Genomic DNA, 25,408 nt, shown 5'->3' with positions numbered 1-25,408 from the left:
TTACTGAGTTATAGAGTGGTCAGAAGTATTTCTTTTGATCACTCTACATAATTGAGAATAATGATACTGAGAAACACTCGACCTAAAAATAAAGAGTGTTTTAATTTTTACTTTACTGCCATCTTTTTGCGCTAAGCATAACCAACAACCTAGTAAGCCAATTCGACTATTAAGATGCATTTGATACTGATTATCATCTATTTCAACAACCCCCTTTGGAAGTAATGTAACCTCTTTAAGAAAATAACAAGGTTGTTCTCGTCTTTTAGAAAATTGAGAGCGATATAAACTAATAACAACAATAATTAACATAATTGCTGCTACAAAAAGGAATTGCGCAAAAAAAGAGTTAAATTCAAATATTAATATACTCGCCACAGTAACTGTTAATAAATAGATAACAGCAATAACAATAATTCGCGGTAATATTGACGAGTATATTTTTAACTTAAAGCTTAATTCGTTTGAGTATAAGTTGGACCATTGAGTTAAGTTCTTTGTCTTCACATTGTTCATGTCCCATAAACCAAGCAAACAACTCAGGATCTTGGCAAACTAGTAAACGTTCAAAAATAGCTTTTTCGTCTTCAGAAAGATCATCATAAGCTTGGTCTACAAATGGTAAGAATAAAAGATCAAGTTCTAACATACCTCGACGACACGCCCATCTTAATCTCGGTTTATTATCTATAAGGGTCATACAGCACCAGTAAAATTAAAAGTAAAAGTAACGATATGTCGCTATTCTAACAATTTCGGCAATATAAGCTTGTATTTTTTTCAAATGACCTCATTAATTAAACTAATATTCTATGCAAAATATGCCTTATAAAATGACAATAACATTAGATCAATCCTTACCTACCTTTGAGCAACTACCTAACGTTTTTGCTATTAAGCTTGATAACCTAGCTGCTATTTCACTTTCTGGTGAAGAGCAAAATAAATATCTACAAGGGCAAGTAACTTGTGATGTAAATGCTGTAAACGAACATAGTTTACTTAATGGCTCTCATTGCGATGCTAAAGGTAAAGTATTTTCAGTGTTCCGTTTAATACTAAGAGATTCTGCCAACTTACTAATACAACCAAAAACTACCGTTCAAGCCTCTTTAGCTGAGCTTAAAAAGTTTGGTGTATTTGCTAAAGTAACGATTGAAGCAGTTGAAGATTTAACTTATTTAGCGGTATGTGGTGCTGAAGCTGGAGCAATGTTAACAAAACATTTATCAGCTTTACCATCTGAATCATCCCCTGTTGAAACTGATGGTACAACGACTATTGTTTATATAGCCGGAAAAACACCTCGCTATTTAATTATTGATAATGAAGATAAGGTTAGTGATTTTGCAAGTAAACTTAATATAGCTACCTATACTTATAAAGTTTGGGATCTATTAGAAATAACTGAAGGCTTTCCAACTTTAAGTGACTCTGCTATTTCAGATTACGTACCACAGATGCTAAACTTGCAAGCAGTTGATGCCATTAGCTTCACCAAAGGCTGTTATTTAGGCCAAGAAACTGTCGCAAGAATGCAGTATTTAGGCAAAAACAAACGTGCTTTATACTGTTTAAAAGGTCAAAAGGCTTCACTTATTGATGACCAAAGCATTATAGAAAAACAACTTGGTGAGAACTGGCGTAAAGCTGGTGATTTATTAGCAAGCTACACTGCTGATAATGGCGAATATTATCTACAAGCGGTATTAGCAAGCGATACAGACGAAAATACAAATCTTCGTATCAAAGACGCTGCCGATGGCGAATTACATTTACAAACGTTACCTTATTCTTTAACTACTCAGGACTGATCACTCAGACATTATTATGAAAATTACTGCAAACAAAGTCGCCGTTATCCATTATTCAGTATCTACTTCAGACGATACATTAATTGATAGCTCTTACGATCACGAACCATTATCAATTATCTTTGGCACAGGCTATTTAATCCCTGGGTTAGAAGAAGCATTAGATGGACATGAAGTAGGTGATAAGTTTGAAGTAACTGTACCTCCTGAAAAAGGTTATGGCGAACGTTTTGACGACTACGTTCAAACAGTACCTAAAGAAATGTTTGCCGATATTGAAGATCTAGCTGTTGGTGCTCAACTTAGAGCAACAACTGATGAAGGTGAGCAAACAGTTATCGTTGTAGATATGACAGAAGATACAATTACTGTTGATGGTAACCACCCTCTTTCAGGTATGGATTTAAAATTTGACGTTGAAGTATTAGAAATACGTGATGCTACAGCAGATGAACTTGAGCATGGACATGTTCATGGTGAAGGCGGTTGTGGCCATTCTCACTAATCAGTTTTTGCTAACGAGCTAAAACTAGATTTAATTTATAAAGCCCTGTTATTTAATAACAGGGCTTTTTTCTCATCTATTGCTTTGCTAGCAACATATTATTTTATATATATTAAACTTCCAGAGCTAAATCACATTCAAGGCTTGAACTTTACGTTTCACATCTCCGTATTTTAATGCCTCACACAAGGCGAAGCCCTGTAATTTCTTCACTTTATGTTTAGTAAACATAGGCACTGTTAATCCCACTAGAAACTGACAATAAATACTAATAGGTAGTCCTGAAATACCCGCTGACTGTAAATGTTGAGTTAAGCCCTTACAAGCTGCGCTTATATCGTCGTCATCAGGCCAAATAGCTTCTGACGAATAACTTAACTTAGCAATATGACCTAAGCATACTGAGCAGTGTTGGCAATGCTCAGGGCTGTTCTTGTCATCAAAATATAAAGACAGGTTTCGGCTTAAACATCGATCTAGCTCGAAGAAACGAATTAAAGCCGCAATCCGATTAATCTCACTTTGTTCTTTATCAGTAAAGTAGTTAAATATTTGTTGGGCTAAATCAGCCGAGTTGAGTTGTTCTAGTGAAACTTGGTAAACCTCGGTCATGCGCTTTGTTTGTAGTTCGATTAATTGCTTTTCATTGAGATAATCTAAAGCGGTAACTACTCGAGAGCGCTCACATTGATATTGTTGCTGCAAAGAAAGAAAATCAGGTTCACCCCAAATTTTCTTAAACTTTGTATTACCGAAAATAGCTTGAACGAAGGTTTTTCGTTCGCCTTCAAACATAGCCAAAATAGCATTTTCTTCAGCTAAGAATTTATATTTAAACTCAGCAAAGTAAGCATGTTTAGACGTTAATAATCCCATCAGTTCGAGTTGAACCAAAAGAGTTTTTAAAGGTAACTGACGAATATTGGTTTCGTTAGACAATCCTGATATTTGTACTTCCCACTGATTGAACTGACTTTCTTTTTTTATATTTTCGAGTAGTAATTCAATACTATTTAATGTTGGGGTATCGCCATAAACAAAGTTTTCAAGGGTATGTAAACTATCTAAATTTGCTAGCGTAATACAATTAGACGCTTGTTTGTCCCGCCCTGCTCTGCCTATTTCTTGACTGTAATTCTCGATTGATTTAGGTAAATCGTAATGTACAACAAAGCGAATATCTGACTTATCAATCCCCATACCAAAAGCGATAGTGGCAACCATTACAGGAATATTGCCATTCATAAAGCGCTGCTGAATATCTTGTTTTTTATCGTCGGCAAACCCCGCATGATAAGCCTGAGCATTAACACCTTGCTGCTGTAAAAACTGAGCCACTATTTCTGCAGTATGTTGCAATGTTACATATACAATACCGCTACCACTTTGTTGGTTTATTGTATTAAGTAATTCAGCATTTTTATTTTGCTGTTCAACGGGTACTACAGACAAGTTTAAATTGGGGCGATAAAAACCTGTTTGTACTATATGATCTGGCTGAATATTAAATTTAGCTGCCATATCTCGTTTTACTTTAGCTGTCGCTGTCGCTGTAAGTAATAACACTTGTGGGATATTCAGCTCATTTTTATAAGCCGGCAATTTCAAGTAATCTGGTCGAAAGTTATGTCCCCACTCAGAAATACAATGAGCTTCGTCTACCACTAACTGTGAAATAGCAACCGAAGAAATAAACTGCCTAAAACGTTCGTTTTTAAAACGCTCAACCGACACCATTAAAATCTTTATCTTTCCGGCCTTTACATCTTGAATAACTTGTTGGTGTTGCTCTGCACTTAACGATGAATCAATGCTAGCAGCAGGTATGCCTTTACTTGCTAAAAATGATAATTGATCTTTAATTAACGCCAGCAAAGGCGATACAACCAAAGTTAAATGAGGTAAATGTAATGCACTTAACTGATAACAAAGTGACTTGCCTGAACCCGTGGGAAATATAGCAAGAGAGGATTGCCCTGCAATCAATTGTCTTACAGTTTGTTCTTGCCCTTCTCGGAAAGAATCAAAACCAAAAACTTGTTTTAAACTAGATAATAATTGCAAAGAATATCCTTGATAATAAAAAGCTAAAATTTAGGATAAAATGCTCAACACGTTAATCTTTTATTTTAGCTAATAATGGTTTGCTTTTGTTTGCTACTTTTTAAGAATAATAAAGTGCTTTAATACGCTGACAGAAAGCATCTAAATTATCATATTTTTTGGCTAGTTGGTTAAAGTCACTGTCGTAATCTACCACTAAAAACTGACACAATACCGAATAAGCCGTTGCATCAAAACTCGATATTTTATCGCCAAAAAAGTAGTCTTTATCACCTAACACGTTTGATAAAGCATTAAGGGTTTGATCTGCGATAGATAAAACTTCTTGGTGGCTATGACGACTAATACCTTGACCGTATAAATTTTTAACCACTTTTTTGCGGATCAAACTTGATGCTAAACCTTTAACAAGAAACGGTACGCCAGCAAAGAATTTTGCTTTAGATATTTCCCATACAGTGTCATCAGCCCATCTCGAATAAACTAAGCACCAATATAAACTTTCTTCTACTGACTTGGTAAAGAGGTGGGCCATTGCCTTTTGCTCTGCAGTTAAGAAAGCATCCATATTTACATCATATTTTTTATCTAAGTATTCGATAATAAAAGACGAATCTCCAATATTTTGATTGTCATCTTTAATGAAGGGAAGTTTACCTTTTGGAGAGGCTTTTAAATACTTAGTTCCTGCCTTTACATCGTATTCTAATTTAGCAATACGTAAATATAAATCGACTTTAACCACGAATGGGCTTGCATCCATCACACCAAAACCAGGACCAAAACTATATAAAGTAACCATCTAAATAACACTCCATTAATACTATGAATCAGTAAATAACAATCAGCGAAAAACCTATAGTAGAGCAGTGTAGCTTACTCGCCTCTTTAATTCGATAAGATGTGATAGATAATTAAAGTGAGCTGAGCTGAGGGATCTTTAGAAAATCAGGTAGGTAATGATTTATTAACCATAAAAATAAGAGCAGATACTATCGATATATAATCGATAGTATCCTAATACAAACTAGCGATAACTATTTTTTCTTCCAAACCGTATAGTGGATGTTAGATACAATAAATTCACGTTGATTATTTAACAATACTCGAGGAATAGTTTGCTCTTCAAGTAAAATAAAATGATGGCTTAATTGCTCAGTTAAGCCATCAAAACCGGTAACATTTTCACCGTTCACTTTGATCCCACCAATCCATTTATTTTTAGCTGTTATGCTTTCATCAAAATGATAATCAGACGCTACAATTAACAGTCCATTTTCATTTAAACGTTCATGCACTGACGCTAAGAACAGGGCAGGATCATAACTTTGCTCTAATACATGTTGAGCTAAAATAACATCGTAATGTGCATACTTAGCTTTTAAGTTAGCTGCATCACCTTGGCTAAAATGAATAGTGCCATCAGTTTCTTTAGGTGCTAATGATAACTTGGCTAAAGAGACTTCTTTAAATTCAACTATTTCGCCTTCATTCTTCACTGTGTATCTTACGTTTTCATTATTTTGTAATTGAACGCCATGTTGAATATAACGTGCAGAAAAATCTACACCATCAACATGTTTAAAAGCAGTAGAGAGTTCGAAAGATGTTCGCCCAACACTACAACCTAAATCTAAACATTTAATACTGTCTGTTGATTTTTCTTGGTAGTGAGATACTGAGTCAATAACAGCATAAGCTACCTTTTTGGGATAATTAGTAAAGTTTAAATACTCTTCACCATAATGGCTCTCAAGTTGTTGACAAACAACACTATCAGTTTCATAAAGGTTAACACTTGTTGTTGGTATATCTTCATTTTGACTTTCGATATAACGAAAACCAGCATGTTGGGTAAAGTGTCGTCTGAAAGCATAACGTGAAGATTTAATCGCTTCGTTGCCTGTTGAGATCCAAGAACCACCTTTAATCAGATTATGTTTTCCATCAAAAGTTGGTGTTGAAAAGTCATCGTAAAGAGGATGAACATTAAAACCATTGAAACCATCAATCGCTGATTCTGTCCATTGCCATACATTTCCAATAATGTCTTTAAATTCAGTTTCTTCATTTTGAAAAAGATCAACAGGAGAAGATGATGCAAAAGATTCTAAATTGATATTACCTGGAGATTTCTCCCATTGTACAATATCGCCACTTAACTCTTCACGCAGTCGGTACCATTCAGCTTCAGTAGGTAAGCGAATAAACTTACCTGTTTGTTCACTTTTCCAATGACAAAAAGCTTTGGCTTCTAAATAATTTACTTCTGCAGGCCAATTAAGAGGTAATGGCATAACTGACGCCAAATTACGTTGATAATATTCACCTTCTTTTTCAAACCAGAAAACAGGCATAGTTGCTTTTTTGAATGACAACCATTTCTGACCTTCTTCAGTCCAATATGTTAATTTTTGATAACCTCCGGCTTTAATAAAACCTAAAAACTCTTCGTTGGTAACTAAGAATTTAGATGCATTAAAATCATCAACTGCAACTGATAACTCACCGTATTCATTATCCCAGCCATATGTTTTATCTTCATCTTTCTTACCTAAAACAAGCTGTTTTTTTGATAACGGAATTAATTGATTTACCGGTGCTTGACCGTGTTGCTTACAAGGCTGCCATTCTTCTATTGGTGTTAAAAACTCAAGAGGTAACATTCTCATAATAACTGAAGAGGTTTCTAAATGAATACGTTCATGCTCACAACCCATTAATACAATCCAAGCAAGTGAGTCTTGTGAAATAGGTAATGTTAGCTCCATAGTATCAATCAGATTAATCATAAGTGAATACACAGAATCTCTGTATTCATTTACCTCTGTAACCGTTGGCCAATTGTAATTTTCGGTATTTAAATCATCCCAACTCATTTCATCTACGCCAACCGCACATACAGATTCAATACGCTGATCGAGTCTTTGATGAAGATATTTACCCAAAATTAGTTTATTAATAAAAAAAGTAGCTGTGTGCCCATAATAAAAAATTAGAGGATGTCTAAGTCTTTCAGGCTTCAAAAAGTACGCTTCGTCTTTATTTATTTGAGAGAACAACGACTCATACGTTTGCCATGTATTTTGGAAATATAGTTTAATTTCTTCGCGCTTACTTTCTATGCTTGTACCATCAAGTAGCGGCGTTTTAAGTTGTTGCAACATTGTATTCATAAATTATGTTCTTGGATTATTTTAATTTTTTATATAATTTGTATATAAATTTATTGGTACTATTTTTTGATGCTATTTTTTAATGATGATGGCTTGTTGATAAGTTTTTACTATCTCAGATTTTAGCTTATCGCCTATCCCTTCATTAACCCTATACGTAGTAGACAATATTTTGTTCACTTTTATTTCAAATTTATTCAAAGAGTTACTAAACCAATCGTTTTCAATGAATAAACTAAGGGCACCTTTTTTATGGTCTCGATCATATAAAGACTCAGGGAGTAAGCCAAAATCCATATTTTCTAAAGTCATCTGCTGACAATTATTTTGAGTATAAGCTTCTAGCGCGTCAGCTAGATTTAACAAACCAAAAACTACATTAGCATAAGCATTATAGTAGACACTCGAAGCACCTAAGCGATGTTCTACTCGTGCTGTTTTCTCCCAATCATAAGTTGAAAGCATGACATTATTATTGTGATCATATAATAAAGGCTCTTCTCCCATAGGCTGATTGTGTTTTCCTACTTTTTTATAGAGTGCGATACTGCCTTGATGACCACCTGAGATATCATTAGGAGAACATAATTCTTCATACAAGCCATATTGATCTCTGAGCTTTAATCGTTCAAACGCCTCTTCTTCAGGTAGATATAATAAAGAGCAGGCTAAACTTGAGCGAAGAAAACATTGTTGTAAATATTCACCAAAGTAGTGATGAGGAATAATATTAGTACGTTTTTGATCAATTGCACTTATGTTCATCTGTATAGCATTAGGAATATGCACCGCGCGCTGATCGGTTGTGAAAATGTCTTTACTGCCTTGCACTAGCTTTCCGGTATCTCCAGACCAAACAACAGGTTTGATTAACGTTTTATTAAATCCTTGTAAAGCAAAAAGCGTCGGCAGCTTTTCTATTGCTTTAGTCAAGTTATGTGCTTCTTTTAAAGGAGACTGACCATTGAATAATGAAATGTATTCCCATTGATTAGACCAGTATTCAGGTATCACTTGCCCATCAATATTTAAAGCGATCAACTGCTTATTAATAATTGAATAGTCTAAAAGTTGAGAGTTTTTTTCTGAGGCGCGCTGAAAACAACCTTCTAATTCAAAATGGATTAATGGCTTAAACCCTAAATGTTCAATATAAACTTGTAGTAGTTTGATAGCTTGTATTGCAACGTTATCAACCGTTAACATGATGAATTCTCATAAAGATTTTTGCTCTATTGCTAATTAAATTTTTATATTGAATGAAATAATAAACAGTTTTTAAATCATAGATATAACAACAAGAATCATGAGAAAGTTTATGATTCTATTCAACAGACATATATACCCATTATAAAGTAATAGGGATCAATAAACTCCGCTATAAATTTCTAAATATATTTTTATATTTGCTCAATAGATATTGAGCTTAGTATTAATACTTAATAAATACAGGGGTTGGAGAGTGACTGGTGGATAAATCTTCGCAGGTTAATTTAGCCATAAAGTTATTATTTTTAAACTAGCTCTCTTAAAAATAAACAACCTCAGCTCAGCATAAACAAAGTTACTCAATAAGCTATTTTATTGAGTACTGTTACATTCGTTATCTTGGGCTGAGGTTAACTAGTTTATTTATTTTGTGATCATAGTTCTTACTTGAATGGCACGTTCTTCATCTGTTAAATGTGAAGGAGGGGGAACTAAAACTCCTCGTTGGCACGCAGGTCGTTCAGCTAATTCATCAATCCACCGCTTCAAATGATCTAAACCTTCAATACTAATACCACTCCAGTCATATTTACGTACCCAAGGCCAAGCGGATATATCGGCAATGCTGTATTCGTCTCCAGCTAAATAGCGATTATTACCAAGTTGAGTATTCATAACTTCTAATAATCTACGCCCTTCTTTTTGATAACGTTCTATCGCTGCTGGTACTTTCTCGGGGAAATAACGGTAAAATACATTAGCTTGACCCATCATAGGACCAACACCACTCATCTGAAACATAAGCCATTGAATGACTTGGTAATACCCTTTGGGATCTTCAGGGATAAATTTACCTGTTTTTTCAGCAAGGTACATTAAAATGGCACCTGTTTCAAAAACCACAAAATCATCATTATCACGATCAATAATGGCCGGAATACGTCCATTAGGATTAATCGCTAAAAATTCAGGTTTCTTCTGGTCTAGTGCGGCAAGATCAAGTGAATGGACTTTATATTTAAGTCCCATTTCTTCAAGCGCAATAGAAATTTTGAAACCATTAGGCGTGGCTGCTGTGTAAAGTTCAATCATGTAAACCTCTTATTTAGTTAACTCTTTATTCGAGTTATTTATTTTTATGCTCATAAGTAAGATTTGACCAAAACTATACCGCTAGGTACAATATGTCAATTATTTATACGTGAAATAGGAATAGTTGTGGCTAGCGGTAGAAAAAAGTTATTTGATGAAAAAACTGCGTTAAACGCTGCGATGAATGTCTTCTGGCAAAAAGGTTATGTTGGAGCTTCTCTAACTGACTTAACCACACGTATGGGTATTAATAAACCAAGTATGTATAGCGCTTTTGGTAATAAAGAAGCGTTATTTATTAAAGCAACTCAATGTTATATTGAAACCAAATTAACCCCTCATGTTGAACTTCTTTTTCAAGAAGGTATTCCATTAAAGCAACGCTTGAAAAATCACATGATGTCGATTGTGACTATGCAATGTGATCCGGAGCAAGCTAAAGGGTGCTTTTTAACTTTTTGTCAATCGGAGTTGGTTAGCGGTGATATACCTGAAAAAGCCGAGCAACTGCTTAAAGAAGCAGATTTAATTCCACTTCAAATGTACTGTAAATTATTTGAAGATGATGAAGAATCGATTACTTTAGAGCTGAATAAAAACTCCCAAGCTAATGCCTTAAGTCTATATACCTTTTTAAAAGGAACCGCTTCTATGGCACGTTCTGGCATTGATAAGTCTCAACTGGAATATGGTTTAAATGCAATTATTGAGGGTATTAAAATTCATTAATGCCCTTTGCAAATAATACTGAAAACTATTAATCCTTTAAGTTTAAAGATCATATACTGAGCCTAAACATATTTGATTTAACTTAAGTTAGATCAGACGTTAGTTGAGTCTTGCTAAAACCCGCTTTGGCTCTTTCATAATCCCCTAAGCTTAAACGCCCTTTCCTCTATAACTTATCAACTACCTTTGTTTAACATCTTGTCCCTGCATCAAACCTACTTTTACATAAAAACATAACCAACTGATTATAAACAACTAAAAAACATATTTGATATGTAAATCTAAATACCTAGTTATTTTAATTCAATGAGTGTTGACTTTAAAATACCCATCGGTACAATAAACACAACAAAATATACCAACTGGTACAAAAAACATATCAGTTTATAGAATTGATTATCTATCGAATATTAAATTCACGATGAATTAAGGAACAAAAATGACTACATTAACAATACACACTATTGAATCAGCACCTGAAGGCAGCAAGCCACTTTTAGAAGGTTCAGTTAAAGCTTTTGGCATGCTTCCAAACTTACATGGCGTTTTAGCAAGCTCTCCACAAATACTTGAAGCGTATCAAGTTTTGCATAAGCTATTTACTGAATCATCATTTGATGCAGAAGAATTAACTGTTGTTTGGCAGGCAATCAATGTAGAGCATGGCTGTAACTACTGTGTTCCAGCTCATACTGGTATTGCTCATTCTATGAAGGTAGATCCTGCACTAACTGAAGCCTTACGTAACCAAGAAGCGATGCCAACAGCTAAATTACAAGCATTACTTGATATGACACTCATTATTGTTCGTAACCGTGGTCATGTATCTGAAGAAGAGTTAGCTGCTTTTTATGCTGCTGGATATGGCGAGCAACAAGTGTTAGAAATCATTTTAGCTTTATCTCAAAAAGTTATTAGTAACTACAGCAATCACATTGCTAATACCCCCGTAGATGCACCATTTAAAGATTTTGCTTGGACTAAAGCCAAGTAGTCTTTATAAAAAGATATTGAAGCCTACAATTAGTATTATAGGCTTCAATACCCTTCCTTAATCAAAATCAATACATAAGAAAAGACTCAAGGACAACCTCAGCTCGAATAGCCTCATTAAAACCAACTCAGTTATGATTAATTATTAACAAAAATCCTCCCTTCTTACTTAAATAAACCTTATACTGAATAAGGATTACTATACAAAGCTCATACTCACAACCTCAACAAAGGCGACTTAAATATATTGCTTTGTTGTATTGTGCAAAGGTTAGGCTGTTTCAAAAAATAAAAAATCTACAGGCTAGCAAATGAATGCAGAGCAAGTTATACAAACATATGAACATTCATCTTCATTAGAATCATTTTTAATGAAGCATTGCCTCAGATTAAGACAATGGTCTTTATTAATATCGCTGTTTATATGTTTAACCGTTACCGCTTTAGATTTTTATAGATTTCCGCCTGAAGCTTGTTACTTAATTATGTTATCGCGCACCAGTTTAGTAATGATACCTTTGCTCATTTTAAACTACTTATTTTGGTTTTCTCCGCCAAAATCCATATTAACTCACGTTCCTCTTCTCTTAACGGTTTTTATTGGTGCGGGAATTAATCATAATGTGATCCATTATTTCGCTCTATTACACGATATTAATTATACCGAAATAGGTCTTTTATTAATTATCATGCTTGGTTGTTTATTATTAGTTATCCCTGTATTTAAAGCCGGTATGGCTTCCGCCATCATTATTGTTTTGTACGGTATCTCCCATTATTTTATGGGATTAAATAACCCTGTATTATATTTCTCGATCATTATCTTCTTTTCGATTACCTTACTTTTCTTACTTATAAGTAACTCCTCTCAAAAAATATTAATTGAGAACTTTTACTTAATTAAAAAGTTACATGAAGACTCAATTACAGACGCGCTCACTACTCTATTTAATCGACGCTTCTTTAAAGAGCAATTTAAAAGACTTCTACAATTATCAGAACGAAACGACTGTAATTTAGCTTTGCTGCTTATAGATGTTGATCATTTCAAATCAATTAATGATAAATTTGGACATACAGCTGGCGATTTGGTTTTACAAAACATAGCAACTTTTATTAAACAAGAAACTCATCGTCCTTGTGATTATTGCTTTAGAATTGGAGGAGATGAAATGGCTGTAATTCTATTTGATACTTCTCAAGATAAAGTTGAAAGTATATGCAACAAATTAAGCGCTTTAGAAAATATAAAAACTCAGCATCCTAATTCAAGCAACACAGAAGCAAAGTGTGAAGAAGTACCCGTTACTTTATCAATAGGCTGCGCTATAAAGAAAAAGACAAGCAAGTCAAGTTGTGAAGAGATGTTAGAAGCCAGTGATAAAAGCTTATATATCTCGAAAAACAATGGTCGTAATCAGTTTACGATTAAAAATATTTAACCCGATATAAAAACTAAAAACTAAAAACTCAGTACTTATGATTAATACTGAGTTCTTGATACTATGTAAACTTAACTTTTAAATTATAAGTTTTCTTCCGCGAAAGACGCTAACCTACTACGTACAACACCATTAAGGTGAACAGTAGTACTTCCCGGGAAATTCTTAAACCTTTCAACAATATAAGTAAGCCCTGAAGTGACTGCACTTAAGTAATTACTGTCTATTTGCGCTAAGTTACCAGAACACACTAATTTAGTACCTTCACCGCAACGGGTAATAATTGTTTTAAGCTGTGACGCAGTTAAGTTCTGGCATTCATCTAAAATCACAAATGCATTTTGAATACTGCGTCCTCGCATAAAGTTAACTGATTTAAACTGTATATTAGCTTTTTCCATAATGTAGTTTAGGCTGCCATTCATATTTTCATCACTTTTATGAAGTACTTCTAATGAATCAGTAATTGCAGATAACCACGGCGCCATTTTTTCCTCTTCCGTCCCAGGTAAAAAACCAATAGACTCGGCAATTTCAGGGGTACTGCGAGTAACAATAATTTTGTCGTATAAACCACGTTCAACGACTTGCTCTAAGGCTGAAGCCAAGGCTAATAATGTTTTACCACTACCTGCCGCCCCCGTTAATATGACTAAATCAATGGTAGGATCTAGTAAGGCATCCATCGCCATACCTTGATAAATATTTTTAGGATTAATTCCCCAAGCTTGTTTAGCCATCAAACGCTCGCAAGACAAATCAGCAATAGCTAACCTCTCATCATCCCAACCCGTTACTTTACCCGCAAAATGTCCAGTTTCATCAAGTATGTATTCATTCATGTAGCTATTAGGAACGAGATCACGTTTTACATAATGAGTTGTATTGCGACCTTCAGTTTCACTTTCACATTCTTCAACTTGCTGCCAAAAATCACCTTCAAATTTGTAAAAGCCCGTTGCTAAGAATTGAATATCATCAATGAGTTGATCGGTTCTGTAATCTTCAACATGTGCTAAACCAGCACCTTTAGCTTTAAGACGCATATTGATGTCTTTAGTCACTAAAACAACTTTATTATCTGGCTTCTGTTTCTGAATATGCAAAGCCGCATTAATAATACGGTTATCATTTTCATTAAATGACAAAGTACCTGCAATTTGCTCTAAGGTGTAATCGTTAAATATAGACAAGCAACCACTAGGGTTATTAAGATCAGCTTCTGGTAATTTCACCCCCGAAAGCACTTCTTCAGGTGTTGCATCAGCTAAAGAATCTTCTAGCGCTCTTATAGCAACACGCGCATCTCGGCTAACATCTTTGTTGCGATCTTTAATGGAGTCAAGTTCTTCTAAAACTGTCATGGGGACAACGACATCATGTTCTTTGAAGGAGAGAAAGGCGAAAGGTTCGTGAAGTAAAATATTAGTATCTAAAATATAAATAATTTTATTATCATTCATATAGGCATCCTTAGCTTAGACGCAAAAACCATGACCTACGTATAATCATAAATACAATCATCAGTTTTTGTCAGTATTTAAATGAGGAGGAAAACATAAAATGATTTCGCTCAAATGGCCTGCCACACATTACATAGATTATTTTTAATAAGAATGCTCCTTTTGCTTATAGGTTACAGTGTTTAAATATCCTTTATACCATTGAGATAGCGTATTAATTCAACGACAGTTGACTAAAGAGTATCTAGCCTTTATTACCATATTATGACGCGACTTAAGAATGAAGACTTTGTACATACCTTCATCTCATATAAATAAATATAGACTATTATTGATAAGTTTATAACTGAAAATTAATCACCTAAGGCAATACCTCTAAACTTAAATAGACCAATTTCCTAGAAGAAGATTCAAGCTCATTTCATAACTTAGTCACACTAAATGAACGATAAAATAAATGAGCTAAAATAAATGAATACAAAGGTTTTTATCTATTTATATTGATAAAAACAGCAATAACATAAAGCTTTCATCCTACTCTTTGTTCAGTCTTACTCACTTTTATAAAGGATCTAAATAAAAGGTTTAAGTTTTATTCTTAAGTATTTTATGTATTTATAAAAACCAGACTGATTTCTTTACTATTTTTAACACTTTTTTAATGAACCCTTTAGTGAAAAACGTTACCATAGCGCCCGTTTTACATGCCCTATCATTAAATTTTATAAGTTGGAGTTGTTATGTCGTTTCACCCTGGTCAACGTTGGATAAGTGACGGAGAGTCGAATCAAGGACTTGGTACCGTTACTTCTGTTGAACACAGATTTGTAAGTATTGTTTTTACTGCTACCGGAGAGTCAAGACAGTACGCAATAGCGAATGCCCCACTTACTCGTGTTATTTTTAATGAAGGCGATACTATTCCTAGCCATGAAGGTTGGACGTTACTTGTTGAATCATCTGAAGAAATCAGCAATTTAATTACCTATCACGGCATTCGACAAGATACTGGCGAACAAGCTTCGATTAAAGAAGTAATGATCGATCATTTCTTAAAATTTAATAAACCTCATGACCGTTTATTGAATGGTCAAACGGATCGTTTAGACTGGTTTCAACTACGTAAAGACAGCCTTAAACATCAACATATTCAGCAACAATCAGAGCTAATGGGGTTAAGTGGTGGTCGTGTTAGCTTAATTCCACATCAGTTGTATATAGCGGAAGAAGTAGGTAGTCGTTTTGCTCCTCGTGTTTTATTAGCCGATGAAGTTGGTTTAGGTAAAACTATTGAAGCAGGCTTAATTATTCATCAGCAACTTGTAAGTGGTCGTGCGCAACGTATTTTGATTATTGTACCTGAGTCATTAACTCATCAATGGCTTGTAGAAATGCTTCGCAGATTCAATTTACCTTTTAGTATTTTTGATAATGAACGTTGTGTTGAAGGCTCAAACGCAGAAGATGGTGCAAACCCTTTTAGCTCTGAACAGTTAGTATTAGTTAACTTGGGCTTTATAACCAATAACCCTAAATGGTACGAAGCACTTATTGCCGAAGATTGGGATCTAATGGTTGTTGATGAAGCCCATCACTTAAACTGGTCGCAAGACAACCCAAGTATTGAATACCAATGTATTGAGCAATTAGCACAAGTAATACCTGGCGTATTATTACTTACAGCAACACCTGATCAATTAGGTCATGAAAGTCATTTCGCTCGTTTAAGATTACTTGATCCTGATCGTTTCTTTGATTATCAAAAATTTATTGCTGAAGAAGAAAATTATATTGAAGTTGCTGATGCAGCAAATTCATTGGTAGAAGGTAAAGAACTGTCTCAGCCTCAGCTAAATACTCTAACTGAATTATTAAAAGAAGCAGATATTAGTTCACAACTTAGCATCATTAATGACGATAGCGTTAAAGTGTCTGAGCAAAATGAAGCGCGCCAGCAAGTGCTTGAACAATTATTAGATCGCCATGGCACAGGTCGTATTTTATTTAGAAACTCCCGTAACACTATTGAAGGCTTCCCTGAGCGTAAATTATTACCAACGCCTTTAGCTATGCCTGAGCAATATCAAACTATTATTAACGATTTATTGTTAAGTGACAGTGCTGAAAACATAGCTGAGCTTTCTCAAAGCAAACTGTTATTTACCCCTGAAATTTTATTTAGTTTAGAGCAACACGACAATTGGTACGACATTGACCCAAGAATTGATTACTTAATTGATTTGTTAGAAAACTTAGGTAAAGAAAAGCTACTAGTGATTTGTGCTCATGCGCAAACAGCGATTGACTTAGAAACAGCACTTCGTGTTAAAGAAGGTATACGCGCGGCAGTATTCCATGAAGGTTTAAGTATTTTTGAACGTGATAAAGCTGCAGCCTACTTTGCCCAAGATGAAGATAGCGCACAAGTATTACTTTGTTCTGAAATAGGTAGTGAAGGTCGAAACTTCCAATTTGCTCATCACATGGTACTTTTCGACTTACCAAAAAATCCAGATTTATTAGAGCAACGTATTGGTCGTTTAGATCGTATTGGTCAAAATCAAACTATACGTATTCATGTGCCTTACTTTGAAGATTCTCCGCAAAGTTTATTATTTAATTGGTATAACCAAGGTCTTAACGCCTTTGAACATACTTGTATTACTGGACATGCTGTTTTCAAAGAATTTGGCGAGGCATTACAAAACTTAGCCTTAACAGCACAATGGCAATCAGATGAATCAACTCAGCTAATAGAAGCAAGTCATGAAAAACATCTCATTATCAAAAAAGAATTAGAAAGCGGAAGAGATAAATTACTTGAGCTACACTCTTCTGGTCAAGGCAGAGCTCTTGAATTAGTGAAGAAAATAGAGAAGCTTGATCAGCAAATTGAATTACCACAATTTATGTTTCAAGTACTTGATGTATTTGGTATTCAACAAGATGATAAAGCAGATAATTCTATTGCCCTGCAACCGTCTGAGCACATGTTAAATAGTAACTTCCCATGTTTACCAGAAGATGGGACTACGATTACTTTTAATCGTGATACAGCATTAGTTTCTGAAAACTACCAGTTACTAACTTGGGATCACCCTATGGTGCGTGGCGCTATGGATTTAGTGCTTTCTGATGAACTGGGTAATTCGTGTATAGGTTTATTAAAGAACCCTGCTCTTCCTGTTGGTACTTTCTTTGTTGAGTGTATTTTTACCGTTGAAGCGACTGCACCTAGTCACTTACAGCTAGGCCGTTACTTACCTACGACACCAATACGCGTTTTAGTTGATAAAAACGGTAACGATTTAGCAGATAAGGTCGGTGAAGAAGTATTAGATCAACAGTTAAGCCCTACTAAAAAGCAAGTGGCACTTCAGTTAGTTAAAGCATTAAAACTACAAATTAGTCCGTTAGTGACTAAAGCTGAAGCGCATGCTGAAGTAAATGTAGCAAGTATTCAACAAAGCGCACTTGATTCAATGCATCAGAAATTAGATGAAGAGCATGCTCGTTTAGCGGCATTAGCTAAAATAAATCCAAGTGTGCGACAAGAAGAAGTCGACTTCATTCAGCTACAAAAAACTGAACTTGAAAGCTACATCAATAAAGCTCAGTTAAAATTTGAAGCAATTCGCTTAATTGTTGTAACTCACTAATGAGTGCAAATCCTGATTTTGTTTATCAACCGCCATTAGATCCCTATTTACATATTGTTTATAGGGATAACGACCTAGTTGTTTTAAATAAGCCCAGTGGCCTATTAACCGTTCCTGGGCGGCTACCTGAACACAAAGACTGTTTGGAGAATAGAGTGGCGCGGGTGTTACCTAGCGCTACGATTGTTCATAGATTAGATATGGCAACATCAGGCATTATTATTATGGCTTTAAATAAGCCAACACATGTAGCGATTAGCCAACAATTTGAAAAGCGAAAAACTAAGAAAACATATATTGCCAGAGTATTTGGACATGTTAATGAACAAGAAGGCTCTGTAGATCAGCCCTTAATTTGTGATTGGCCAAACAGACCAAAGCAAATGATAGACCATGAAAGGGGTAAACCCTCTTTAACTCATTATAAAGTTATCAGCTATGGGGATAACTCAACTTTAGTTGAACTTACACCTATTACAGGACGCTCTCATCAATTAAGAGTTCACATGCTTTCAATAGGCCACCCTATTTTAGGTGATAGGCTTTATGCTCATGACGAAGCCTTAGCTATGGCAACACGCTTAAACCTACATGCGCAAATGTTAAGTATTCATCACCCAGTAAGTAACAAAGAGATGACCTTTTTAGCTGATTGTCCATTCAAATAATGAATGACCAAATTGAATAAATGAATGATACCGTTAATAAAGATGCCCAAATAAAATCTTATTAACCTAAACTTTTAATAAAATGATTTATCTGAAGTTTAGGTTTCTCACTTCCTTTCAAAACATCTACACTTACTTATTCGCTTATTTTATTAAGTAAACAACAATCTAGGTCGATACTATAATTATAGTTGGTTAAATTTCTTTAAGGATTTACATTGTTTCGAATTTTCCTCATTACTGCCCTTTTCGCTTTAATACCAAATGTTATAGGTATTTCACAAGCATATGCTTTTTTTTACTTTCAAGAAGAAGCTGAGAATGACGAACAAGATAATCAAAACGCTTCTGCAACATTACAACGTAGTGATATCAAGATAGCTCAACCTCTCAGTACTTTTGAGCAACAAAAACAAGATTTAAAGCATTATTTACCCAGTGATGAAATTGAACTACTCAAAGCGGGTGATAGTGAATACACATTAATTAAAGGCACCAGCTCAACTAAAAACGATAAAGGTGTCGCCATTCTGATACCCGATTGGCAACAAGGGTTAACTAACCCTAAAGCTCTTAATTTTTTAAGAGAAGAGTTACCTAACCATGGTTGGGCAACCCTTAGTATACAGCCTCCTAATAAACCTAAAAATTATCCATCCTCAGCATCAACTCAATCTGAACTTGCAGAACAAAATAAAGCAGCATTAATGTCTTATAAAAACGAATTAAAAAGTTTAATGATGGAGGTAATGAAAAAAGCTAAGGGTTATCCGGGGATCTTTCTTGTAGTAACTCAAGGTAGTCAAGCAGCTATGCTAATTGATTTATATAAAGATAACGAAGACTTGCAACCAACAGCTTTTGTTATTTTAAGTGCAGGTATGTATTCCCCAATGGAAAACGATACGTTTGCCTATAATATTGCGGTTTCACAACTACCGATTTTAGATTTAGTTTTAAAAAGAGACAGTCGTTTAGTTTTGGAAAATGCGCGCTTAAGAAAAAAATATACGACTAAAGAATTGAAAGTGTTTTATCGACAAAAAACGTTATCGAATATAATGCCTGGTTATTACCCAGAACAAACCCTAATTACAGAGATTAATGGCTGGTTGAAAACCATAGGTTGGTAGCCCATTTCAAAGCCTCAAACTTGCTAAAAAGCACATTAATTCAAATAACCATTAACCTTTTCCTGTTATTAAATGCTTTAACAAAATTCAATTAATAACAGGTGGATTATTATCGAACGAGTAAGGAAATGTCGAAAGCCTTTTATTAAGCTCTTGCTTTTGTGACTGTTTCGTACGCCGATTGAATATCTTGAGCTTTTTCCTTAGCTGTTTCCATCATCTCTGGTGGCAAACCTTTAGCAACAAGTTTATCAGGATGATGTTGAGACATCAGTTTACGGTAAGCTTTTTTGATTTCTTGGTCTGTCATATCAGCCGAACAACCTAATACTTTATAAGCGTTGCTAAGTTGCGATTTAGTTGACTGAGTTCGTTGACCTCCTTGGCCATTAAAACGATCTCCGGCAATAATCATTTCAAGTAAACGATCTAAATCTCTCACTGAGAAACCTAACAATTTAGCAATTTGATGAAGTGCTGCTCTTTCTTCTTTATCCAAAGTACCATCAGCAAAAGCGACTTGGATCTGAATTTCTAAGAACATCAATAACAAGTCATGGCGTCTGCCACACTTATTAGTGAAGTCTTTTAAACGATCCTCTAATGGGAAGCCTGCACTTTTTCCTTCTCTAAAAGCATCTTGCGCTTGCTGTCTTAACGCTCCTTTTAAAGAAAGTTTATCCATATAAGCAGTGGCGAAAGCAATTTCTTGTGAGCTAACAACACCGTTGGCTTTAGCGACATAACCCATTACGGAAAAAGTCGTATCAAAAAAAGCTTGTTGCCTGTCTTCTTCTGTAAAACCACCACCTGATAAGTTATTAAAGTTAAGACCTAAACCTTTATCAAAACGATGACCTAACCAAATGCCAAGTAACGCACCAAAAATATTTTTACTCAGCATAAAGCCAAATAAACCACCTAAAACTTTTCCCCAAATTCTCATTTGATATTTACACTCTTATATTTAATAACTTGTTTGATTGATCATCAGCTAATTACAATGAAACCATTTGATTAAGCTCATTTAAACGCTCTGGTGTGCCTACATCAGTCCATTTACATGTAAGTAGTTTACCAGAAAGTTGTTCATTATCAGCTGCAGATCTAAGTAAAGGACCTAATGGCAAGATATTTTCATTTTTATGAGGAATAAAAAATTCAGGCTTATATAAGCCAATACCGCTAAAGGTAAAAGATGAAATAGCTGCCCCACAGGTACTTACCGAAGTTAAATTTTGGACATTTTGCTGGCAATGACTTTTGCTAACCTTGGTATCATTTGTACTTATATGCTTTTCATCTGCTAATAAAAAGTCACCTTTAGTATTATGCTCAGGGTTTTTCACAAGCCAAATATTAGCTAAGTAACCAGAAGCAAGTGGTGTTATATCGGCAAAGTCAAAGTCCGTGTATACATCGCCATTCACAACTAAAAAGGGTGCTGTATCATCAGTATTTTCCATCAACAAAGGTAAAGCTTTAATAATACCGCCAGCGGTTTCTAAACCACCTTCAGTTTCTCGGCTATATTGAATTGAAACGCCCCATTGGCTGCCATCTTTTAAATAACTCTCAATTTTATCGCCTAACCAAGCATGATTAATAACAATATCTGTAATACCAGCTTTAGCTAACTTAATAATATGGTGTTCAATTAATGGAATGCCTGCCACTTTTAACATAGGTTTTGGCAAACTATCAGTTAATGGACGCATTCTTTCACCACGACCAGCTGCTAATATCATAGCTTTCATTATTTACTCCCTTCAAGAATAACTTGGTTTGCTTCTTTAGCAGCAAGTGCAGGGATAACTTGATGTAATACAAGATCGTGTAAAAATCTTAACTCAGGGTACTTGGCACCAATATCAACAAGATACGATAAGGTTAAAGGGATATCTTTTAAGTAACCTGTTTTATCATCACGATGATATAAACGAGCAAAAATACCACTGGCTTTGACGTGACGTTGCATCCCCATTAAATCAAACCAACGTTGCCATTGAGCTTGGCTTATATCCGGATATTTATTTTGAGCATCAACTAACTCACAAAAATACTGAAATAGTTCAATAACCCTATCATTAGGCCATTTTACATAGCAGTCTCTTAACAATGAGACAATATCGTAAGTTATAGGCCCGATAACAGCATCTTGAAAATCGATAACACCTAATTGAATAGTCTCTGACCTTTCAGTGATTTCATCTGACTTAAGTATCATAAGATTTCGGCTATGATAATCTCGATGCATAACGACTTGTGGTTGGTCTAAAGCATTATCGACAAGCACAGCAAAACAACCTTGTAACTGAGATTTTTCTTGTTCACTAAGTTTAATATTTAAATGAGCACCTAATAACCACTCCGTAAAAATATTACATTCTAAGTTTACAAAATCAGCATCATAGCTTGGTAGTTTGAAGTTTTCAGGTAAAGGAGTTTCTGCAATTAATGGTAATAACTTTATTGCTTCTTTATATGAAGCTTGAAAGTTATCTAACGTTAATAAATCGCTAAACAGCGCGTCTCCAAAGTCACTTAAACACAAAAAGCCTTGTGATAAGTCATAGGTAATAATATTAGGTACATTAATATTTTGCAGCTGTAACACTTGTTGAATTTCAACAAAAGCTAAATTGTTAGACTTGTCAGGAATGGCATCAACGGCAATATAAGATTGTTCAGTTATACTGAAACGATAATATTTTCTAAAGCCAGCATCACCAGTTAAAGGATTAAGGGAGATTGAATCGAGCTTAAAATAGTTACATAGCCATTCTTCAAGTATTGATAAACGAGACTGATTCAATAGTTAACCCTTTAAATAATGTTTTAATCATTATATGTAAATTTCAGCCATAACATAAGCAATACAAAGCCTTTTATTCTCGATAAAGAGTAAAATAATATTAATATCATTAACTTCTTATAAATTATTTCTCTAATATTATGCTTTAATTATTTAAGGGTTAAATTATCTACTTTCTCTTTTAAATATACCTTCAGGAGTTTGACAGTTAGGCTTAAAAATCACATGATTTTCATATCTTTTTAATATGAAAATCATAATAACTATATTATTGTGAAATTTAACGTTAAAATACGCGAAAATTAAATTTCTCCTCTATAAATTATAATTAAAAGCTAATTTTCGGAATATAAATGTCTTTCCCCCAAACTACTACATTGCTTTTTTTAGGTTTATTTAGCACTTACTCTGCTTTTGCTAGTGATGATTACAATCCAGTTATCCAATGTCCTATTCCTAGCTTTGACAAGTTATCGTATCAAGATATCAACACTGATAGCCAAGCAATAACTATTACATCTAAATACACTCAAATCGAAAAAAATCAATTTGCCAAATTTACTGGTGGTGTAACTTTAGTTACTCCGACCGAAGCTATAATTGCGGATCAGATTGAGCTAAACAGACAAAATTTACTAATTAATGCTGAAGGTAATATTCACTTTCAAAATACAGGTATAGATGTTTTTGCTTCACAACTTAATGCGAGTAAAGCTGCAGGTGGAACGACATTAAGCGATACATCATATCAATTAACTACAAATGCTGGACACGGTTCGGCTAAAACAATTTCAGTTAATCAAGAAGGTGTTTTAACCTTAGTTGACTCATCTTTTACCACCTGTTTTGGTGAAACGCCCGATTGGCGAATTAATGCTAGTGAAATAACGATAAATACAGCAGATAAACAACTTGAGGCTTACAACGCAAAGTTTGAAGTATTTGATATTCCTGTTTTCTATATCCCTTACTTTACAATGCCGATTGGTGACGAACGTCATTCTGGTATTTTATATCCAAATATAAAAACCTCGAGTAATTCTGGTTTTGAAGTGAGTGTTCCTTATTACTGGAATATAGCCGAGAATTTTGATGCCACTATCACCCCACGTTATATGTCTGAGCGTGGTACTCAATTAAATACTGAATTCAGATACTTAATGGGTCACCAATCAGGGGTTATCGATGTTGAATATCTTAATAGAGATATTAAATTAACTCAAAATGAAGATCCGCGTTATTTAGCTCGTTTACAGCATGTAGGGACATTTTCGGATCGTTTCCGCGCTTATATAGACTATACAACCATTAGTGATGATAACTATTTAATCGATTTAGACAGCGAGCAATATAATTCTAACGACGCATACCTTTACCAAATAGGAGAATTATCTTATTTCGGCGATTCATGGAGTGCGACAGTTAAACTACAAGATTTTGAGATCTTAGGTAATCATACGCCAAGTTATCAAACAGAGCCTCATATAGAACTGAGTAAAAGTCAGGCATTACCTTTTGCTAATGCGGTATTTAACATTTATTCTGAAATGACACGTTTTATTACAGAAGAAACTGATTTACCTACAGCCGAACGCTATCACGTTGAAGCCGGTATTACTTTACCTATAACGCGTCCTGCTTGGTTCCTTAATTCTGAAGTTAAAATACTACAAACGACCTATCGACAAGATAATATTGCTGCCACAAGTTTACTCGAAGAGAAAGTAAGCCGTACATTACCTAAGGTAAGGATCCACGGTGGAATGAACTTTGATAAAACGCTTACTTTTGACGATAAAAATTATACTCAAACTTTAGAACCGCAATTACAATATTTATATATTCCAAACAAAGATCAAAATGCGATAGGTTTATATGATACCACCTCATTACAAGACGACTTCGACGGCTTATTTAGAGACAGACGATTTAGTGGTTTAGACAGAATAGCTGAAGCAAACCAATATTCTTGGGGGTTAACGACTCGTATTTTAGATCCTCAAAGTCAAGAACGACTAAGGTTGAGTTTAGGACGAATTGTTTTCATAAATACGGATGATACATTACTAAGTAATGATCCAGACGCTAACATTGAAGTGAGTGAATCGGCCTTAGCTACAGAGGTTTACGCAAAAATAAATGATAACTGGGAGTTTACTGGTGACATTCAATACAACACCAAAAGTAATAAAACCAACAAGAGCCAAAGCAAAATTGATTATCAATTTAGTAAAAATCAAACAATTCAATTGAACCATCGTTATACTCGTAATGTCTCAGGTAACAGACTTGAGCAATTATCACTATTAAGTAATGTAAATATAGACCCAAATTGGCAGATTGTTGGCCAAGTAACACAAGACCTTCAAAACAAAAGAAGTTTAGAAAGTTATTTGGGTGTACAGTACAGTAGTTGTTGTTGGGGGATTCGATTATCTTTTCACCGAGCCATCAATTCAACGATTGATGAAACGCAAAGCAATTTAACTGACATTGATAGTCGCGATGAATTTGATAGCGGATTTAAACTTAAATTTGTATATAATGGTGTGAATAGTTCACAAACATCAGATTCTATATCAGACATGTTTAACTCAAGTATATTTGGCTATAAGCGCCCTTACTTTCTCAATAATTAAAAGAATT

The 25,408-nt window shown here is 34.5% G+C and carries 20 protein-coding genes; 9 read left to right on the top strand and 11 right to left on the bottom strand.

Annotated elements, in window-relative coordinates; all coding sequences use genetic code 11:
- Both Q5N69_RS18355 and Q5N69_RS05730 read right to left on the bottom strand, forming a co-directional pair.
- The gene (locus Q5N69_RS18355; RefSeq protein ID WP_342866513.1) at positions 1–516 is read right to left on the bottom strand and encodes a protein YgfX; all 516 of its coding nucleotides are present in this window, start codon (positions 514–516) and stop codon (positions 1–3) included.
- A complete protein-coding gene (locus tag Q5N69_RS05730) occupies positions 449–700 on the bottom strand; it encodes a succinate dehydrogenase assembly factor 2 (protein ID WP_304367904.1) in 252 nt (83 codons plus the stop codon). Before Q5N69_RS05730 ends, Q5N69_RS18355 begins: the two co-directional genes overlap by 68 nt.
- Positions 701–833: 133 nt before the next feature.
- Here Q5N69_RS05730 and ygfZ point away from each other — a divergent pair, with 133 nt between their 5' ends.
- Both ygfZ and Q5N69_RS05720 read left to right on the top strand, forming a co-directional pair.
- A complete protein-coding gene (ygfZ, locus tag Q5N69_RS05725) occupies positions 834–1,814 on the top strand; it encodes a tRNA-modifying protein YgfZ (protein WP_304367903.1) in 981 nt (326 codons plus the stop codon).
- Between the two features lie 16 nt (positions 1,815–1,830).
- Positions 1,831–2,319, top strand: coding sequence for a peptidylprolyl isomerase (locus tag Q5N69_RS05720; protein ID WP_304367902.1), 489 nt, complete (start codon positions 1,831–1,833; stop codon positions 2,317–2,319).
- A 126-nt stretch (positions 2,320–2,445) separates the two neighbouring features.
- On the opposite strand, the gene Q5N69_RS05715 is transcribed toward Q5N69_RS05720, so the two are convergent.
- The 5 genes from Q5N69_RS05715 to Q5N69_RS05695 form a co-directional block, all read right to left on the bottom strand.
- Positions 2,446–4,383 (bottom strand): ATP-dependent DNA helicase RecQ, encoded by a 1,938-nt coding sequence (locus Q5N69_RS05715; RefSeq protein WP_304367901.1) that lies wholly within the window; start codon positions 4,381–4,383, stop codon positions 2,446–2,448.
- Between the two features lie 100 nt (positions 4,384–4,483).
- Positions 4,484–5,185: a glutathione S-transferase family protein gene (locus Q5N69_RS05710; protein WP_304367900.1), complete on the bottom strand. Its 702-nt coding sequence runs from the start codon at positions 5,183–5,185 to the stop codon at positions 4,484–4,486.
- A gap of 235 nt (positions 5,186–5,420) precedes the next feature.
- Positions 5,421–7,559 carry a 5-histidylcysteine sulfoxide synthase gene (gene ovoA / locus Q5N69_RS05705; protein ID WP_304367899.1) on the bottom strand — a complete coding sequence of 713 codons (2,139 nt, stop codon included), beginning with the start codon at positions 7,557–7,559 and terminating at the stop codon, positions 5,421–5,423.
- A gap of 72 nt (positions 7,560–7,631) precedes the next feature.
- Positions 7,632–8,765: a hypothetical protein gene (locus tag Q5N69_RS05700; RefSeq protein ID WP_304367898.1), complete on the bottom strand. Its 1,134-nt coding sequence runs from the start codon at positions 8,763–8,765 to the stop codon at positions 7,632–7,634.
- 426 nt (positions 8,766–9,191) lie between these two features.
- On the bottom strand, positions 9,192–9,860 hold the full coding sequence (locus Q5N69_RS05695; RefSeq protein WP_304367897.1) for a glutathione S-transferase family protein: 669 nt from the start codon (positions 9,858–9,860) through the stop codon (positions 9,192–9,194).
- A 126-nt stretch (positions 9,861–9,986) separates the two neighbouring features.
- Here Q5N69_RS05695 and Q5N69_RS05690 point away from each other — a divergent pair, with 126 nt between their 5' ends.
- From Q5N69_RS05690 to Q5N69_RS05680, 3 genes are all read left to right on the top strand, one after another.
- Positions 9,987–10,589, top strand: a complete 603-nt coding sequence (locus tag Q5N69_RS05690) for a TetR/AcrR family transcriptional regulator (protein WP_304367896.1) — start codon at positions 9,987–9,989, stop codon at positions 10,587–10,589.
- Between the two features lie 439 nt (positions 10,590–11,028).
- A complete protein-coding gene (locus Q5N69_RS05685) occupies positions 11,029–11,583 on the top strand; it encodes a carboxymuconolactone decarboxylase family protein (protein ID WP_304367895.1) in 555 nt (184 codons plus the stop codon).
- A 310-nt stretch (positions 11,584–11,893) separates the two neighbouring features.
- Positions 11,894–13,024, top strand: coding sequence for a GGDEF domain-containing protein (locus Q5N69_RS05680; RefSeq protein WP_304367894.1), 1,131 nt, complete (start codon positions 11,894–11,896; stop codon positions 13,022–13,024).
- Positions 13,025–13,107: 83 nt separating this feature from the next.
- Here the strand turns inward: Q5N69_RS05680 and Q5N69_RS05675 are convergent, their stop codons facing one another.
- Entirely contained in the window at positions 13,108–14,487 is a 1,380-nt protein-coding gene (locus tag Q5N69_RS05675) for a PhoH family protein (protein ID WP_304367893.1), read from the bottom strand.
- A 740-nt stretch (positions 14,488–15,227) separates the two neighbouring features.
- Here Q5N69_RS05675 and rapA point away from each other — a divergent pair.
- From rapA to Q5N69_RS05660, 3 genes are all read left to right on the top strand, one after another.
- Positions 15,228–18,146, top strand: a complete 2,919-nt coding sequence (rapA, locus tag Q5N69_RS05670) for an RNA polymerase-associated protein RapA (RefSeq protein WP_304367892.1) — start codon at positions 15,228–15,230, stop codon at positions 18,144–18,146.
- Positions 18,146–18,814: a bifunctional tRNA pseudouridine(32) synthase/23S rRNA pseudouridine(746) synthase RluA gene (gene rluA, locus Q5N69_RS05665; RefSeq protein WP_304367891.1), complete on the top strand. Its 669-nt coding sequence runs from the start codon at positions 18,146–18,148 to the stop codon at positions 18,812–18,814. Before rapA ends, rluA begins: the two co-directional genes overlap by 1 nt.
- Before the next feature lie 218 nt (positions 18,815–19,032).
- Complete coding sequence (locus tag Q5N69_RS05660; protein WP_304367890.1) at positions 19,033–19,947, top strand: DUF3530 family protein; 915 nt, start codon at positions 19,033–19,035, stop codon at positions 19,945–19,947.
- A gap of 145 nt (positions 19,948–20,092) precedes the next feature.
- Here the strand turns inward: Q5N69_RS05660 and djlA are convergent, their stop codons facing one another.
- Genes djlA through Q5N69_RS05645 form a run of 3 tightly spaced genes read right to left on the bottom strand, consistent with a single transcriptional unit; the run spans position 20,093 to position 22,762 of the window.
- Complete coding sequence (gene djlA / locus Q5N69_RS05655) at positions 20,093–20,893, bottom strand: co-chaperone DjlA (protein ID WP_304367889.1); 801 nt, start codon at positions 20,891–20,893, stop codon at positions 20,093–20,095.
- A 52-nt stretch (positions 20,894–20,945) separates the two neighbouring features.
- Positions 20,946–21,704: a nucleotidyltransferase family protein gene (locus tag Q5N69_RS05650; RefSeq protein WP_304367888.1), complete on the bottom strand. Its 759-nt coding sequence runs from the start codon at positions 21,702–21,704 to the stop codon at positions 20,946–20,948.
- On the bottom strand, positions 21,704–22,762 hold the full coding sequence (locus Q5N69_RS05645) for an aminoglycoside phosphotransferase family protein (RefSeq protein WP_304367887.1): 1,059 nt from the start codon (positions 22,760–22,762) through the stop codon (positions 21,704–21,706). Before Q5N69_RS05645 ends, Q5N69_RS05650 begins: the two co-directional genes overlap by 1 nt.
- A gap of 353 nt (positions 22,763–23,115) precedes the next feature.
- On the opposite strand from Q5N69_RS05645, the gene lptD reads away from it, so the two are divergent.
- Complete coding sequence (lptD, locus tag Q5N69_RS05640) at positions 23,116–25,401, top strand: LPS assembly protein LptD (RefSeq protein ID WP_304367886.1); 2,286 nt, start codon at positions 23,116–23,118, stop codon at positions 25,399–25,401.
- Positions 25,402–25,408 lie beyond the last annotated feature (7 nt).

This window comes from Pseudocolwellia sp. AS88, assembly GCF_030551755.1.
Taxonomy (GTDB): domain Bacteria; phylum Pseudomonadota; class Gammaproteobacteria; order Enterobacterales; family Alteromonadaceae; genus Pseudocolwellia.
This window is presented reverse-complemented; position numbering and strand designations above follow the sequence as displayed.

What these genes read in the sequence shown, in the direction of transcription:
- djlA (WP_304367889.1), bottom strand. Translation starts at nt 20,893, where the DNA reads ATGAGAATTTGGGGAAAAGTTTTAGGTGGTTTATTTGGCTTTATGCTG.
- Q5N69_RS05720 (WP_304367902.1), top strand. Translation starts at nt 1,831, where the DNA reads ATGAAAATTACTGCAAACAAAGTCGCCGTTATCCATTATTCAGTATCT.
- ygfZ (WP_304367903.1), top strand. Translation starts at nt 834, where the DNA reads ATGACAATAACATTAGATCAATCCTTACCTACCTTTGAGCAACTACCT.
- Q5N69_RS05685 (WP_304367895.1), top strand. Translation starts at nt 11,029, where the DNA reads ATGACTACATTAACAATACACACTATTGAATCAGCACCTGAAGGCAGC.
- ovoA (WP_304367899.1), bottom strand. Translation starts at nt 7,559, where the DNA reads ATGAATACAATGTTGCAACAACTTAAAACGCCGCTACTTGATGGTACA.
- Q5N69_RS05710 (WP_304367900.1), bottom strand. Translation starts at nt 5,185, where the DNA reads ATGGTTACTTTATATAGTTTTGGTCCTGGTTTTGGTGTGATGGATGCA.
- rluA (WP_304367891.1), top strand. Translation starts at nt 18,146, where the DNA reads ATGAGTGCAAATCCTGATTTTGTTTATCAACCGCCATTAGATCCCTAT.
- Q5N69_RS05700 (WP_304367898.1), bottom strand. Translation starts at nt 8,765, where the DNA reads ATGTTAACGGTTGATAACGTTGCAATACAAGCTATCAAACTACTACAA.
- Q5N69_RS18355 (WP_342866513.1), bottom strand. Translation starts at nt 516, where the DNA reads ATGAACAATGTGAAGACAAAGAACTTAACTCAATGGTCCAACTTATAC.
- lptD (WP_304367886.1), top strand. Translation starts at nt 23,116, where the DNA reads ATGTCTTTCCCCCAAACTACTACATTGCTTTTTTTAGGTTTATTTAGC.
- Q5N69_RS05680 (WP_304367894.1), top strand. Translation starts at nt 11,894, where the DNA reads ATGAATGCAGAGCAAGTTATACAAACATATGAACATTCATCTTCATTA.
- Q5N69_RS05695 (WP_304367897.1), bottom strand. Translation starts at nt 9,860, where the DNA reads ATGATTGAACTTTACACAGCAGCCACGCCTAATGGTTTCAAAATTTCT.
- Q5N69_RS05730 (WP_304367904.1), bottom strand. Translation starts at nt 700, where the DNA reads ATGACCCTTATAGATAATAAACCGAGATTAAGATGGGCGTGTCGTCGA.
- Q5N69_RS05650 (WP_304367888.1), bottom strand. Translation starts at nt 21,704, where the DNA reads ATGAAAGCTATGATATTAGCAGCTGGTCGTGGTGAAAGAATGCGTCCA.
- rapA (WP_304367892.1), top strand. Translation starts at nt 15,228, where the DNA reads ATGTCGTTTCACCCTGGTCAACGTTGGATAAGTGACGGAGAGTCGAAT.
- Q5N69_RS05675 (WP_304367893.1), bottom strand. Translation starts at nt 14,487, where the DNA reads ATGAATGATAATAAAATTATTTATATTTTAGATACTAATATTTTACTT.